General features: G+C 47.3%; 19 protein-coding genes. 4 read left to right on the plus strand and 15 right to left on the minus strand.

What is annotated here, in order from left to right; translation table 11 throughout:
- The first annotated feature begins 234 nt into the window (after nt 1-234).
- Nucleotides 235-954: a DUF421 domain-containing protein gene (locus tag ABMB67_RS03005; protein ID WP_251222481.1), complete on the plus strand. Its 720-nt coding sequence runs from the start codon at nt 235-237 to the stop codon at nt 952-954.
- Here ABMB67_RS03005 and ABMB67_RS03010 read toward each other — a convergent pair whose 3' ends face one another.
- The 7 genes from ABMB67_RS03010 to ABMB67_RS03040 all read right to left on the minus strand — a co-directional run bounded on the left by ABMB67_RS03010 (nt 955) and on the right by ABMB67_RS03040 (nt 4661).
- Nucleotides 955-1812: a DUF421 domain-containing protein gene (locus ABMB67_RS03010; RefSeq protein ID WP_354571057.1), complete on the minus strand. Its 858-nt coding sequence runs from the start codon at nt 1810-1812 to the stop codon at nt 955-957.
- A gap of 15 nt (nt 1813-1827) precedes the next feature.
- Entirely contained in the window at nt 1828-2034 is a 207-nt protein-coding gene (locus ABMB67_RS03015) for a DUF1657 domain-containing protein (protein WP_251222483.1), read from the minus strand.
- Between the two features lie 12 nt (nt 2035-2046).
- Nucleotides 2047-2397: a stage V sporulation protein AE gene (spoVAE, locus tag ABMB67_RS03020; RefSeq protein WP_354571058.1), complete on the minus strand. Its 351-nt coding sequence runs from the start codon at nt 2395-2397 to the stop codon at nt 2047-2049.
- Nucleotides 2394-3410: a stage V sporulation protein AD gene (gene spoVAD / locus ABMB67_RS03025; RefSeq protein WP_251222485.1), complete on the minus strand. Its 1017-nt coding sequence runs from the start codon at nt 3408-3410 to the stop codon at nt 2394-2396. Before spoVAD ends, spoVAE begins: the two co-directional genes overlap by 4 nt.
- 1 nt (nt 3411) lies before the next feature.
- Nucleotides 3412-3891, minus strand: coding sequence for a stage V sporulation protein AC (gene spoVAC, locus ABMB67_RS03030; RefSeq protein WP_251195627.1), 480 nt, complete (start codon nt 3889-3891; stop codon nt 3412-3414).
- A 15-nt stretch (nt 3892-3906) separates the two neighbouring features.
- The gene (locus ABMB67_RS03035; RefSeq protein WP_251195626.1) at nt 3907-4341 is read right to left on the minus strand and encodes a hypothetical protein; all 435 of its coding nucleotides are present in this window, start codon (nt 4339-4341) and stop codon (nt 3907-3909) included.
- Nucleotides 4342-4457: 116 nt separating this feature from the next.
- A complete protein-coding gene (locus ABMB67_RS03040) occupies nt 4458-4661 on the minus strand; it encodes a DUF1657 domain-containing protein (RefSeq protein ID WP_251195625.1) in 204 nt (67 codons plus the stop codon).
- Between the two features lie 144 nt (nt 4662-4805).
- Between ABMB67_RS03040 and ABMB67_RS03045 the strand changes: the two genes are divergently transcribed.
- Nucleotides 4806-5330 (plus strand): hypothetical protein, encoded by a 525-nt coding sequence (locus ABMB67_RS03045; RefSeq protein ID WP_251195624.1) that lies wholly within the window; start codon nt 4806-4808, stop codon nt 5328-5330.
- 61 nt (nt 5331-5391) lie between these two features.
- The gene (locus ABMB67_RS03050; protein ID WP_251195623.1) at nt 5392-6072 is read left to right on the plus strand and encodes a DUF421 domain-containing protein; all 681 of its coding nucleotides are present in this window, start codon (nt 5392-5394) and stop codon (nt 6070-6072) included.
- A gap of 307 nt (nt 6073-6379) precedes the next feature.
- On the opposite strand, the gene ABMB67_RS03055 is transcribed toward ABMB67_RS03050, so the two are convergent.
- The 3 genes from ABMB67_RS03055 to ABMB67_RS03065 form a co-directional block, all read right to left on the minus strand.
- Nucleotides 6380-7273 carry a superoxide dismutase gene (locus ABMB67_RS03055; RefSeq protein ID WP_354571059.1) on the minus strand — a complete coding sequence of 298 codons (894 nt, stop codon included), beginning with the start codon at nt 7271-7273 and terminating at the stop codon, nt 6380-6382.
- Between the two features lie 216 nt (nt 7274-7489).
- Nucleotides 7490-8080: an SMC-Scp complex subunit ScpB gene (scpB, locus tag ABMB67_RS03060; RefSeq protein WP_251222487.1), complete on the minus strand. Its 591-nt coding sequence runs from the start codon at nt 8078-8080 to the stop codon at nt 7490-7492.
- Nucleotides 8077-8838, minus strand: coding sequence for a segregation/condensation protein A (locus tag ABMB67_RS03065; RefSeq protein WP_251222488.1), 762 nt, complete (start codon nt 8836-8838; stop codon nt 8077-8079). The genes scpB and ABMB67_RS03065 overlap by 4 nt, the downstream gene beginning before the upstream one ends.
- Before the next feature lie 190 nt (nt 8839-9028).
- On the opposite strand from ABMB67_RS03065, the gene ABMB67_RS03070 reads away from it, so the two are divergent.
- Entirely contained in the window at nt 9029-9559 is a 531-nt protein-coding gene (locus tag ABMB67_RS03070; protein WP_251222489.1) for a DUF309 domain-containing protein, read from the plus strand.
- A 70-nt stretch (nt 9560-9629) separates the two neighbouring features.
- On the opposite strand, the gene ABMB67_RS03075 is transcribed toward ABMB67_RS03070, so the two are convergent.
- From ABMB67_RS03075 to ABMB67_RS03095, 5 genes are all read right to left on the minus strand, one after another.
- Nucleotides 9630-9992 (minus strand): GNAT family N-acetyltransferase, encoded by a 363-nt coding sequence (locus tag ABMB67_RS03075; protein ID WP_354571060.1) that lies wholly within the window; start codon nt 9990-9992, stop codon nt 9630-9632.
- A gap of 125 nt (nt 9993-10117) precedes the next feature.
- Nucleotides 10118-11656, minus strand: coding sequence for a spore germination protein (locus ABMB67_RS03080; protein WP_354571061.1), 1539 nt, complete (start codon nt 11654-11656; stop codon nt 10118-10120).
- 12 nt (nt 11657-11668) lie between these two features.
- Complete coding sequence (locus ABMB67_RS03085; RefSeq protein ID WP_354571062.1) at nt 11669-12865, minus strand: Ger(x)C family spore germination protein; 1197 nt, start codon at nt 12863-12865, stop codon at nt 11669-11671.
- Nucleotides 12862-13974 (minus strand): GerAB/ArcD/ProY family transporter, encoded by a 1113-nt coding sequence (locus ABMB67_RS03090; protein ID WP_354571063.1) that lies wholly within the window; start codon nt 13972-13974, stop codon nt 12862-12864. Before ABMB67_RS03090 ends, ABMB67_RS03085 begins: the two co-directional genes overlap by 4 nt.
- 22 nt (nt 13975-13996) lie before the next feature.
- Nucleotides 13997-14185, minus strand: coding sequence for a hypothetical protein (locus ABMB67_RS03095; RefSeq protein WP_251222494.1), 189 nt, complete (start codon nt 14183-14185; stop codon nt 13997-13999).
- Nucleotides 14186-14215 lie beyond the last annotated feature (30 nt).

Consider the following 14215-nt stretch of genomic DNA (forward strand, 5'->3'; position numbering starts at 1 on the left):
TTCCTCTGCCGGACGACCGCGAAGCGCTGGAAGCCACTGCTTTCGTTTACTCGTTTACAGGCGAGCAGCGTGCTGCCTTATTGCTCCTTCGTACGATCTATGAGACAACCCCTTTATTAGCCAAGTCTATGCGAGACAACCCGTGTTATGACAAAGAGGTGTAAATTTATGAAAATGGGAAAGAATAACAATCCAAACACCAATTGTCCGAAATCGGAAAGGAGGCAGATCAGGATGACGCTGCTGACGGAATTAGCTCTCATCTCTGGAAGAATCGTAACCATTCTTCCTTTGCTTTTAGCGACTACGCTTTTGATGGGAAAGCGTTCAATCGGCGAGGTTCCTATTTTTGATTTTCTGATTATTATTACGCTTGCTTCCGTTACCGGAGCTGATATTGCTGATCCGACCGTCAGCCATCTTCATACTGCTTTTGCAATTGTCGCGATCGGATTTTTCCAAAAGATTGTCGCCCGGCTTGTGATCAAAAAACGGAAATTCGGAAAGTGGATCACCTTTGAACCGACCGTTGTGATCAAGGACGGCAAAATCATATTTGGAAACCTTGAATCGATCCGCTATTCAATTGACAATGTTTTACAAATGCTCAGACAAAAGAACATCTTCGCGATCGAAGATGTTGATATTGCTATTATTGAAGCCAATGGGCAAATCAGTGTTAAGCAACGGCCTGAACGGACAAGTCCGACGATGGATGATCTAGGGTTGCAAACGACCAAAAACAGGATCTCTTATCCGGTAATTATTGAAGGCATCATGCAAGGGGAGGTGCTAAAAGATCTCCAGATCACCGAGGAAGAACTACGCCAGGAGCTGCAAAAGAAAGGCGTGTTTCGCCTCGAGTCCGTTTTTCTTTGCACGATGAATCAAGCGAAAGAGCTGCATCTTGCCTATACGGAGCGAGACGAACGAATCGAACGTATCCAGCATTAATTATTTTACAAAAGGAGAAACCCGTTGATGAACCTCATCCATCTGCTGCGCGCACCATGAATAAATTTGTTTCGCCTGGCTGTTATCAGTATCGAGCGCATATAGCGAAAGATCAGCCTGAACCTTTTTCAGACCGGCTTCAAGCAACGGCAGTTCGCTTGGCTTCGGTACTTGAATGACATCATCAAATAAGTCGATGGTTACTTGACCGTATTCGTCAATTTGCGCCAGGAAGACGTTTTCGACGATCGCGTTCATTTTCTCCAACTCCAGTTCGAGCCATTCACGGCTAAATCCTCTTGTCGCTAACGGTTCATCCAATATTTTTCCGTCGATAATCACCGTTTCCGGCTCCTTGATCGGAGCGACCTGCTTGTTAACCTCTTTTGCCGTCAACGGCTGTTTGTCTTTCTTCACCAATACATTTAATTCACCGTTTCCTTCGAGTACGGCAAATTCAACATCGGCGACCTGAAAAACCTGCTTGCTGCGCAGCTTTCTTAACAGTTCGTCCGCGGAAATATGCTGCTTCTTCATATTATCCTCGAGGATTTTTCCATCTTTCATCAACGGAATCCCTTTTCCATAGATGATCGAACGAAACGCTTTGCTTTTCATAGTGAGCAGGCCGATGAGCAGCGCACCTCCGGCCCAAATAAGCAGAGCGATGAAAAGAAAAGCAGGGGGAATGGCAAGCTGGACTGACCCAAGTGCGAGCACAATCGCGATCGTCGCCACCATCCCGAATTCCAATGGAGATGCCTCCCCAAGCGGCTTGCGGACGAACAGTCGTGATATGCCAACCAACAGAATCAGTCCAATCATGCTTCGAAATGCGACTTCAATCCATCCAGGCATCGTACTCCTCCTTTCTTATGTTTGCTGGTACTGCGGTTCTTCGTTTTCCACCTGATGCACTCGTTTCGCTAGCTCGTGAATAACCGTTCTTGTTTTTAGCGCTCCTTGATGAAACGCTTCTCTCGCCTCTTGTTCCTCTGTTTTTTGTGCCAATGTTGATAATGTCGCTTCGATGGAGCGCAATGATGCTAGCGTGCCGTGAAGCTGGCTTCCAACCGTCATCTCTGTTCCCTCCTATCCTTTCGGTTTAAAAACGAGCGATGCCAAAAAGCCGAAAATAATCGCCGCCGAGATCCCGGCACTCGTTACTTCAAAAATACCGGTAATAACTCCGATTAAGCCCGTCTGCTCCGCCTCGGCCATCGCCCCGTGAACGAGCGAATTACCAAAGCTGGTAATCGGCACGGTCGCTCCCGCTCCGGCAAAATCAACCAACGGTTCATACAAGCCGAAACCGTCCAGTAAAGCACCGGCGACGACGAGCGTGCTCATCGTATGAGCCGGAGTCAGCTTCATGACATCCATCAAAATTTGCCCAACGACGCAAATCAATCCTCCGACAATAAATGCGGTCACGAATATCATCCTTGCTCACCTCCAGCCTCTATCGATACCGCATGGGCAATGCAGGGAATCGTTTCCTGCTGTTGATAGGAAAGGGGCGACAGCAATGCTCCAGTCGCAACGATCAACATTCGTTTTATTTCGCCCCGCTTCATTCGGTTTAGTAAATGACCATAGGTAACGGCAGCAGAGCACCCTGCACCGCTTGCCCCGGCCTGAACCGGCTGGCCGTCCCGATAAATCATCAGCCCGCAGTCCTGAAAGACATCGCTCTTTAACGGAAGTCCTTTCAGTTCCAGCATCTCCAAGGCGATTGAGCGCCCGATCCGGCCGAGATCGCCGGTCGCGACGAGATCGTAATAATCTGCAGGCAGGCCGCGGTCACGAAAATGAGCAATAATTGTATCGACCGCAGCCGGTGCCATCGCCCCTCCCATATTAAAGGGATCAGACAAGCCCATATCGATCACCTTGCCGATTGTTGCCGACGTGATCTGCGGGCCGTTTCCTTGTTTCGCTACAACTGCCGCCCCTGCCGCCGTTACGGTCCATTGGGCAGTCGGCGGCTTTTGCCCGCCATATTCTGTTGGATAACGGAATTGCTTTTCCGTCGCCGCATTATGGCTTGAAGCAGCTGCCACAATATGATGGGCTCCCCCGCCATTGACGATAAAAGCCGCTAACGCCAGCCCTTCCATTGAGGTGGAGCAAGCCCCGAACAAGCCGAAATAAGGGATCGCGAGCGTACGGCCGGCAAAGCTTGACGGGGTGATTTGATTGATTAAATCGCCAGCAAACATAAATTGAATATCGCCATTTTGCAGTTGCGCTTTTTCAAGCGAGCGCGTAATCGCTTCTTCGAGCAAAACCTTTTGCGCTTTTTCGTACGAATCCTGGCCGAGCCACAAGTCGTCATGCAGCAAATCGAAATCCTGTGCCAGCTGACCGTTCGCTTCAAATGGTCCGCCAACCGTTCCCGTCGAGGTGATGACCGGCTTCTGCTCAAATTGCCATGTTTGATGTCCTGTCAGCATCTTACAGTCCTCCCCATTGGGTGAGAATTGTTTTGATCAGACCGATAATAAAAGCCGCCACCGTTCCATAAACGATGACTGAACCGGCTAGCTTAAACATATTGCCGCCGACGCCAAGCACATACCCTTCCGTCCGGTGCTCAATTGCCGCCGACGCGATCGAATTGGCAAAGCCGGTGACAGGGACGGCCGTGCCGGCACCTGAAAATTGAGCAAAGCGATCATATACACCGAACCCGGTCAGCAGGACAGCGATAAAAATTAACGTTGCCACTGTCGGGTTACCGGCCGTCCGCTCGGTAAAATCGAAAAACGTATAATACATCACTTGAAGCCCCTGGCCAAACAAGCAAATCAACCCGCCTACGAAGAAAGCCCGGATGCAGTTTTTCACAACAGGACGTTTGATCTCATGCTTTTGCGCGAGCTGTTGATAAGAATCCTGAGCCGGTGTGACATTTTTCTTTTTACTTGAAGACATCGTTTTCCTCCTTTCCTACCCCTTCATCTTATCTTCCAGTTTTGTCAGCTCGTCTGTAAGCCGCTTTTCGCTTATCTTTTTCTCCTTTAATTCCTGCTCCAGTCTGCCAAGCTCCAAAAAGATTTTTTTGTCGGTGGAAACATGGACATTTGCTTCTGGATAGCGCTTCTTCACTCTATCATGACTCTGCTTTCGTATTTCCTTTAGCCGAAAGCGGTCGAAATGCTTTACTTCCGGGGCAAGATAAATATTATCTTCTCCATCGTTTACCCCTTTTACTTCGACGATTTCTTCCATCGACAAAAGAATTCGCTTAGCCTCATCGGCCTGCTGCTGCTCAATCACAGCCTGGTCTTCCAAGGAAAGAGGCTGAATATCAGGGGGATTGGCGACAGACTGGCAGCCGGCAAGCAACAGACAGAGAACGAGTCCATTTCGGACATGCTTCATACACATCTCTCCTTTTGTTCTATATGTAAGATCAGCCTCCATACGCTGGCCCGCCAGCGGGAGTCGAGCTGCGCCCGGTTTCTGTATCCAGGCGCAGACAACCACTCGCTATGACGTTATTGCTTGTATTGAGGCTCCTCTTGTTCAATCTCCTGCAGACGAGGTTCAAGCCCATCAACAATCGATTGCGTTTGCGTAGCCATCTGCTGGAAGAGCTGCTTCGCCTGCTGATTTTCTGTTTCCAGCGCGAAGGTTTCCAAACTGGCTTGCGCACTTTTCAACCCGGCCACAGTTTGTTTCATTTTAGCTGCAACTGTCATTTTCTTTTCCCCCTTTCGTTCACTCAGTTGAAGATGATTACCTTCCTCTTTAGGATTGAAATATTGGATCAATTTATGAGATACAATTTTTGTAAATTGCCTTTGTGGTACACTTAAGAAAAAACAAGCACGGAGGAAAAACCGATGACCCTCGCTTACAGCATCCTGCTTTTTTGTACTCTCTTGCTGACTGTGATCAGCCTGCTGATTTATGTTCAGCAAAAAAAACTAAAAGCAGCCATTCTCACGCTGACAGACAGCCTGAAGGAAGCGGAGCGCACGGCGGCAACAGATGCCGAAACTGCCCTGAAAGAAGAACGGCGCGCCCACCTCCTTCTGCTCTGCTACCGCTTACGGGAAGCTGTCGCGAAACAGCAGTTTGATATTCACGCCCATTTAATCAGTGATACGCCGACAAGTCACGGCTTGTCTGAAGCCAACCTCGCTGAGCTGTTTTCCGCCGAGGCTGCCCTCGTCATCCAGCGGTACTGGTCAGCCTACAGGCATTACCTTGAAGCCCACTGGCTTGATCAGAACGGAGCGGTCAAAACAGTCTTTCGCGGCAAAGCTGAGCTCGCTGATACGGAGCTTGGCCGGCTTCATCTCGCCTCAAAGGAGCTGGTAAAACAGTTTGACAAGTGGCTTATTCAACTGGAGAAGGCTACATAAAATCCGTTAACCTGTGCACACTATTCTAAGTAAACCAACTTCACAAAAGGAGCCATATAGTGTGAACACCAATTTTCTCTCCTTAACGGCAGAGCTATTCGTCGGATTTTTTGCCTTGCTCATTATGACGAAAATCCTTGGCAAGAATCAAATCACCCAGTTAACGCCATTTGATTTTATCTCGGCCTTAGTGCTTGGAGAGCTTGTCGGTAATGCGATCTATGATAAAGATATCGGACTCCAGTATGTCCTTTATGCGATTGCGGTATGGGGGGCATTAATTTATTTCATCGAGATGCTGACGCAAAAGTTCCGGGCGTCACGAAGTATTTTGGAAGGCAGTCCCTCCCTGATCATCAGCAATGGAAAAATTCAATATAACGAACTGAAAAAAAACAAGCTTGATTTAAACCAGCTCCATCATCTTCTACGGGAAAAAGGGGTTTTTTCCGTTCGCGAAGTACAATTTGGCATCCTCGAAACGAACGGCTCTGTCAATGTGATGCGAAAAAAGAAATTCGATACGCCGGTAAACGAAGATTTAGGAATACCGGCAAAATCAGTTCACCTGCCGATTTTCCTGATCTTAGACGGGGAAATTGTCGAGGAAAGCCTGACAGTACTTAAAAAAGAACCAGAATGGCTCATCCAGGAGCTGCAACAGCGAGGAATACCAGGCCCCTCATCCGTCCTCTTCGCCGAATGGCTCGAAGGAGACGGCTTCGAAATCCAAACTTATTGAGACCTACCAAAAGGTGGTTTTCCTTTTGGTAGGTCTCTGAAGCTAATGCGGAGCCGCTACCATTCTTTTAAAGCGCAGAGAGGAACGGGGTTTTTCCTCTCTGCGCGCGTAGCGAGCGGAGCTTGGCCAGCATCCTTGAAGCAGCGTGCGGAGTCTGCACATGGGTTTTAAATGGATCAGGAAGCGGGGTTCTTCCTGATCCATTTGGGCAGAACGGAGCGGCTGCCTTTTCCTTTTGGTAGGTCTCTTTAACAGAAAAACGAGCATGGAAGCGATTGCAGTCTTGCTCGCTTCCATGCCCGTTTTTTTAAAAAGGTTCCCATCTTAGTTCCTGCGCTTTCCGGTAGCGCGCCTCGACAGCCGGCCAGTTTACGACGTTCCACCAGTTTTCAATATACGGCTGGCGGTCGTTTTTATACTGGAGATAGTAAGCATGCTCCCACACGTCAAGGACGAGCAGCGGAATCATATCCTGCTGGCTCAAATTTTGATGCTTTTCCGCTTGGAGAATTTCGAGCCGCTGGGCACGTGGGGACCAAACAAGAAAAGCCCATCCGCCGCCTTCGACTTCATTCGCCGCGGCGGAGAAATGCTCCTTCATCTTCCTGAAGCTGCCAAAGTCGTGACGGATTTGCGCGGCCAATTCACCACCAGGCTCTCCGCCACCGTTCGGACTCATAATCTCCCAAAAGATCGTGTGTAAGTAATGCCCCGCGCCATGAAAGGCCGCTTCGCGCTCCCAATGCTTAATCAGCTCGTAATCATTGCGCCTGCGCGCCTTCTGCATTTCCCGCTCAGCTTTATTCAAGCCGTCGACGTAGCTCTGGTGATGCTTATCATGATGCAGTCTCATAATTTCTTCAGCAATGTAAGGCTCAAGCGCATTGTAAGCATAAGGCAAAGGAGGAAGTGTATGCCCGCCAATCGGTACCGGTGAGCGGCTGACCTCCCCTCCATCCTGACGGAAAGCGATAAGATTGTTCCAATTACCCAACACCTGTTCAGCAAGCTCTTCAAGCTCCTCGCTTTGCCCATACCGATACTCTTCCGAATTTTCGCATTGATGCAAAAGCTCCAGCAAGGAACTCATAAACGGCTTAATCGTTTGGTAAGGGACCTGCGCTTCAATCGTGCTTCCATAGCGATTCCACAGCGATTTCATTTCTAATGCCCATTCATACATATCCTGTGAGGTACTCACACCGATCACTCCCCGCATGTCAATGATTCTTTAGTATATGACACGCATCATGGGTTGTTGTTTGTCTCCAATGAAAACAGAAAAATTATTCAGCCTGTCGACAAAGTCTTGCAAAAGCGATTCAGTCGAAAGGCTTTTTTGGTATTAGTATACCCCACAGGGCGTAGCCCAAGAAGGCTCAGGTTTATCATTGGAGGATTTTGTCTACGGTCTGAGTTATTCTCCTGTTTCCAATTCTTCTTCGAACTTTTTAAAGAAAAGATCGGCTTCCTCGGCAATTTCCTGCTCCTCGACATCTTCAGGCAGCGGTGGCAGGTCCTCCAGCCCATTTAAGCCAAAATGATCGAGAAAAAAAGCAGTCGTTCCATATAAAATCGGCCGGCCGGCTCCCGGTGCTCGTCCAACTTCTTTAATAAGCAGCTTCGAGGTGAGCGTTTGAATCGCCTTTTCCGATTTGACTCCGCGGACATCTTCAATTTCCATTCTCGTCAACGGCTGACGGTAGGCAATAATCGCCAACGTTTCAAGCGCAGCCTGGGAAAGTGCTGAATGAAGCGGAGATGCGGCCATTTTTTTTATGTATCTGGCATGCTCCGGCTTCGTTGTAAAGCGGTAGCCCCCGGCGACCTCAACAATTTGCATGCCGCGCTGCTGTTCTTCATACTTCATTTGCAAGGCGAAAAGGGCCTCTTTGACTGTTTCCGGCTCCAATTCCATAATATTTGCAAGCTGCTCAATCGATAACCCCTCATCGCCGACAACAAAGAGAAGGCCTTCCATAATCGATTGTATTTCTTCTAGCTTCATCCCTGCTCGCCCCCTTCTATGCTGTAGATCATGATGTCCTGAAAATTATCGCTTTGTTCGCATCTGATTGATTTTGTTTTCATCAGCTCAAGAATCGCCAAAAACGTGACGACGATATGGGGACGCTCCATTCTTGTGAATAGCTGATCAAAACGGCATTGACCATGAAAGCGGCCGAGTCTTTCCATCACTTCCTGAATGCGCTCTTCAATCGAATATTCCTGGCTTTTTACCGTTGACGTTCTTGGTGCCTGCAATTGCTTGCGCTTGATCAGCTTTTGATAGGCGCTCAGCATATCAAAAAGCGTAACTCCTTTGATCGCAATCTCCCGTTTTTCTTCATCTGATATAAAGGGATCAAGATCTTCAGGCGGCTTCGTATGGATTAAAGAACGGTACTGCTCCTTTTCCTTTAGCTCCGCCGCAACCTCTTTATATTTACGGTATTCAATTAAACGAAACATCAGCTCTTCCCGCGGATCTTCCTCCTCCTCCGCCCATTCATCCTCAAACAGTTCTTCTTCGTGCTTTGGCAGAAGCATTTTGCTCTTAATCATCAGCAGCGTTGCCGCCATCACGAGATATTCGCTGGCAACATCAAGCTCTAATTCCTGCATCGCATGAATATACTCTAAATATTGGTCGGTAATCGCCGCAACAGGAATATCATAAATATCCACTTCTGCTTGATTAATAAGGTGAAGAAGAAGATCGAGCGGACCTTCGAATGTTTCAAGTTTTACACTATATGGATTCATTTGACCACCATAGGCTTCTAGTTTATATGCTAGAGCAGATTATAACATACTTCTCAGTAGCGGGGAACATGCCTTCGTCTCATGATCTATGATAAACTGGAACACATAGAAGGCTGCTGAAAAAGTGAAAATCGTACTTTTTCAGTAGCTTCAACAATAGAGGAGTCTTAAAATGGGGAGTTTTTGAACAATGTATCCGACACCATATCTTGATTACTTAATTGAATTCCATGTCAGGCGCGATTATTTTGAATGTCATGAACTGCTTGAGGAGTATTGGAAAGAACAGCCGCGTGAGCAGCGCCATCACTACTGGGTTGCCCTCATTCAGCTTGCCGTCGGGCTCTACCACCACCGCCGCAGCAACATAGCGGGTGCTGAGCGAATGTATCAAAAAGCAGCTGCCAAAATCGCCGCTCAGCCCGATCCATTTCGGAAGCTCGGGCTTAACCCGGCAGATTTGCACGATCAGCTAAACAAGCAGCTTCAATTCCTTACTCACACTCCGCCTGTTTTTCAAGACATGACGCTCTCACTTTCACCTGACTTGCAAAAAGCATGCGATCAGCGCTGCAAGGAGCTCGGCCTCAGCTGGAGGACAGACGATCCGGCTACCGAAGAGTTTATTATTCATAAGCATCTTCTTCGCGACCGTAAAGAGGTCATTGCTGAACGGGAGCGCCAGTGGGTGATCAGACGACAAGAAAAAGGACTGCCTTAAAGGTTGATCCTTTTTCTGGCAGCCCCGCAGACAACGCTCATAAAAACAGATGGCAGAATGCCACAGCTTATCAGCTTTTGCGGGTTTCAGCTTCCTTTTCTTCACAAGCTGAAACAAACGTTTTTGTATACTTTGTCGGTTTTACTTCACATGGCAGCAGCTGCTTTAAGGCCGCCAGCATTTTTGTGCCTATCCCCTCTTCACGAAACGAAGGATTGACGCAAATGTGGCGGACCTTCGCTTCGATTCCTTCGATCGACACACCGATCACACCGATAAAATCATCTTCCTTCCACAAGTAAAGCTTCCAGTCAGGATCCTTCTCATACTGTTCCATCGTCTTCAGCAATCTTTTGACGTCCTTTTCCTTCCGCATAAAAGAGAGCAAACCCATCGCGATTTTCCGATTCGCTGTATTGTAAGGTACTAGCATACGAACCCTCTCATTTTTTTTAATCTCGTCATTCCCCTATACTTTCTGCTTATTCTACCACAAACAAATTGGGAACTAAATAAGAGAAAAAAATGGTTCTTTTTTTCGTAACAGCTGCTTGCTCTTTACGGCTGTGTCTGTCTTTCCTTCGTTTTCGGCTCCTTCGTTCTCATTTTCAATAGCGATACCGGTGCACGAATGACCAGGTCGAGCCAGTCTTTCGAGTTGAATGGCGCATAAGGCGAAAGATAATAGCTTCCAAAGCTTCTTAAGCCTACGAGGTGGATATTGATTAAAATATAGCTAATGACAATTCCATACAAGCCGAACAGCGCCGCAGCAATCATCACGGAAAACCTTAAAATCCGGAAGGTGATCGCGACATTGTAGGCAGGAAACGTAAAGGACGAGATAGCGGTCAAAGCGACGACAATCACCATAATCGGACTGACGATCCCGGCACGGACGGCAGCATCCCCAATAATAATCCCGCCAACAATCCCAACCGTTTGCCCAATCGGCCGCGGCAGGCGGTTCCCGGCTTCCCGCAGCAATTCAAACGTGGCTTCCATCAGCATCGCCTCGGCAAAGATCGGAAAGGGCACCCCTTCCCTTGATCCGGCTATTGAGAGCGCCAATGTCGTCGGCACCATCCCTTGATGAAACGAGACGATCGCGATATAAATCGACGGCAAAAAAACGGTAAAAAAGGCGGCCACATAGCGAAGAAAACGGATCAAGCTCCCAATCAGCCAACGATCATAATAATCCTCAGGCGATTTAAACAGCTGATGAAACGTGATCGGCGCAACGAGAGAAAAAGGAGTCCCGTCAACTAAAATGACAACCTGGCCATTAAGCAGATGAGCCGCTGTTTTATCCGGTCTCTCGGTATGGGAAATTTGCGGGAAGGGAGAAAGCACATTATCCTCGATAAACTGCTCCAGCACTCCGGTTTCCGCGATGTCATCCGTTTCGATACTGGCAATCCGGTACGTCACTTCATCGATGACATTCTGTGTGACAAGATCTTTCAAATAAAGAATCGCGACCTTCCGCTTGGAACGGAGACCAAGTGATGTCGTTTGCACTTTGAAGCTGACATCGCGAACTCTTTGACGGATCAGAACAATATTCGTTTGAATGTTTTCCGTAAACCCGTCGCGCGGCCCGCGAATGACCACCTCACTTTGCGGTTCCTCAACAGAGCGGCCTTTTGCTTTCTTACTGGCAATGATGATTAAGCTCGGCAAGCCGTCAATGATCAGCAGGCTTTCCCCGGCAAGCAGCTGAGGAATCGCTTCATCAAAGCTTTGGAAGGTGTGACTGCCTTCAAGTGCTAAATACTGCTCCTGCAGAAGAGCTAAGAAACCGGTTTCTTTATCCTCAAGTTCCAGCAGCTCTTCTTCCTTCATCGCCATTAAAGTCCGACTGACCTGCTCCACTTTTTTTGAGTCCACTAACCCTTCCACATAATACAAAGCGGCCTTTCTCTTCTTGCCGATCAGAAGAGGACGGACAATAAAATCATCACTACCTTCAAAAAGTTCCTCGATTGTTTTGGAGAGTTCACTTATCTCTGACGACAGCTTTAACTGATTCGCCGGTTGAGTGTTGGCTTCAGCCTGTGCCGCCCGCAGCCGCTTGTACACTTTGTTAAACAACAGATCCCCTCCTTACTTTAATTTTTCCTCCGTCATATAATTGCGAACTTTTACAGATACATTTGTATGGACAATTGCGTCTTTAAACAAGCCATCCTCTCCGTCCCATCTGCCCTTGATTTTTTCCCAATATTTAGGATCCTCCCGATTAATCTTCATGCCAAAGCGAAAGATATCCAGGCTGTATTCATTCTGCATTTTCTCGACGATTTGGTTGATTTCCGCCTTAATTTTCTCCTCGACTGCCTGCTGCAGCTTTATATTTGTCTCAATATCGGCTACATCGATCCCTTCAATCCACTTTTCAGCAAAGGATCCTTCCGTTTTCACATCAATGGTAAACACATTTTGCTCGCCTCTCCGTTCAAAATCTAAGGATGTTTTTGCCGAAAACGATTCATAGACAAAGACTCCCTTATCCTCATAGTTCACCTCAAGCACGCCATTTTCGGCATCTCCAACGACCCAGTTATATCCTTCTGTTTCCGCTTCACCGAGCCAGCCGACCATTTTATTTTCCTGACCGTCAAAGACCGCTGCCCCCGCGACTTTTATATCGGTTTTTCCACTGACAATCCGCGGGATGATATAGCTGTACTGATTAATGATAAAGCTCGTTACATCACCCATCTCGACATATTTCGGCATCTGTAATGTCTTTTCATAATTTTCCAGTACTTCTCGGATATAAAGCGCCGGCATTTTTTCCAATGGAACTTTAACATCAAAATTGGCTCTTGCCTCTCCTTTCGATATTAAGACAAGCACCCTTCTTCTCATTTCATGGTCGCGCAAATAGAAATCGGCGAGATGCTCAAGCATCCCGTTTCTGACAAGCTCTTCGTTAATAATCAGCACCTTTAAATGCTCACTGTTTAACGCCCGGCTGCTTCTTGTTGCCAAATTGCGCGCCACTTTAAAATTTGTTAAGCCGATCGACGTTAAATTAAAATGAGATTGAATGTCTTCTCCGCTCTGCGAATCCTGTGGGACAGCAATCTGATACGTTTTTCGGAAAAAACGCTCATGAGCCTCACTGTCGCCAATGGCCTCGCCGAGCTCCTCCTCTATATGGTCTTCATGCCTTTCCTCTTCTTTGACGGGATCAAAGGCAATTCCTAAGACAAAGCCAAGCTCTTCAATATCCCTGCTGTCCCAGCAGCCTGTCAGAATGAAAAGAATCAAGATAGTTGAGATAGCGCGCTTCATCTTGCTCCTCCTTGTTGCTTTTTCTTCCTTATCACAATCCAGGTCGCGCAGATGAGCCCAATAACAATTAAACCAATTCCGCCATAGCCGACGATTGTCCCGAACAGAAAAGCCTCTGAGATCGACCGCGGGGCGAAGGCAATGATAAGCGTTGCTAACGTAATCCAGCTTGGCAGTATTCGCGAATGCTTCTTAATATCGAGGGTTTCGCGAATAATCTTCGTTGTCAGAAAGTGGGCAACTGACATTGTATTAAAAATACTCATCATCCAAATCGTGATCATCAGCGCTTCCACCCGTTCAAACACGCCGCCGGGGATTTCAATTTCTTTCACCAGCTCTACGGTCGGAAATGTCAGCACTTCGGTCGTTTCCACACTAAAGATCGCAAAGCTGATTAACGTGATTCCTAAATATAAAATAAAAATAATCACAATACTGGCAACCATCGGCCCTGTTTTTAAATCTTCCTTTTTCATCGCCGCCAAAAAGAAAAAAACAATCTCTACCCCGAGCAGGGAAAGGGTCGTTTCCTTCACTCCCTGAAAGATTGAGTTACTGTCTCCCATCGTCAAAGGAAGCAATTGTTCAAATTCAAATTCCGGCAGCACGACAAGCATCATCGCAATTAAAAAGAAAACGGTAATCGGGACGAACATCAAATTTAAATGGATAATCCCTTGAAGTCCTTTTGTGACCGCGTATGTTGTCGTCAAAAGAATAACAGCGGCGACGACTTCGGCCGGTGTGTCAATCAGCAAATAGATTCTGACGACAATCGAAAGAATTCTTGTTTCATACGCCAACAGCAGAAGAAAATAGCAGGCAAAGGCCAATCCGAGAACCTTCGCCAGCCAAGAGCCCGCCTTTGTATGAGTAAGTGCTTCAAGCAACGTTTCACCGGGAAAACTGCGTTGTAGCTTTGTGTAAATGACGATGAAGAGAATCGTAAGCAGGCTGCCGATCAAAATCGACAACAGAGCGACGACCGACCCGCCTGCCGCGGCAAGACTTCTCGGCAACGTTAAAATTCCGATTCCGACAATAATGCCAATCAGCGTCATGCTTATTTCAACCGGAACTATTTTATATGATGTCGTATTACTCATAGTACGAACTCCTTTTTATGAGCTACTCTTGTTTTTTGAGCTTATCCCGTATATGCTCATTCTCCTTCTTCATCCAAGGAAGACTCGTGACTCTCTCAAACCAGTCGGTCAGATGCTGGACGATCCAGATAAGAAAAAATGAGATAACGGCAACGATCATTACTGAAAAATTCGGCATAAAGCCTAGCACTTCATGCAAAAGTTGGGACATCTTCTTCCCCCCATGGTTTCATTCCTTTCT

This window comes from Halalkalibacter oceani (assembly GCF_040544555.1).
Classification (GTDB): domain Bacteria; phylum Bacillota; class Bacilli; order Bacillales; family Bacillaceae_D; genus Halalkalibacter; species Halalkalibacter oceani.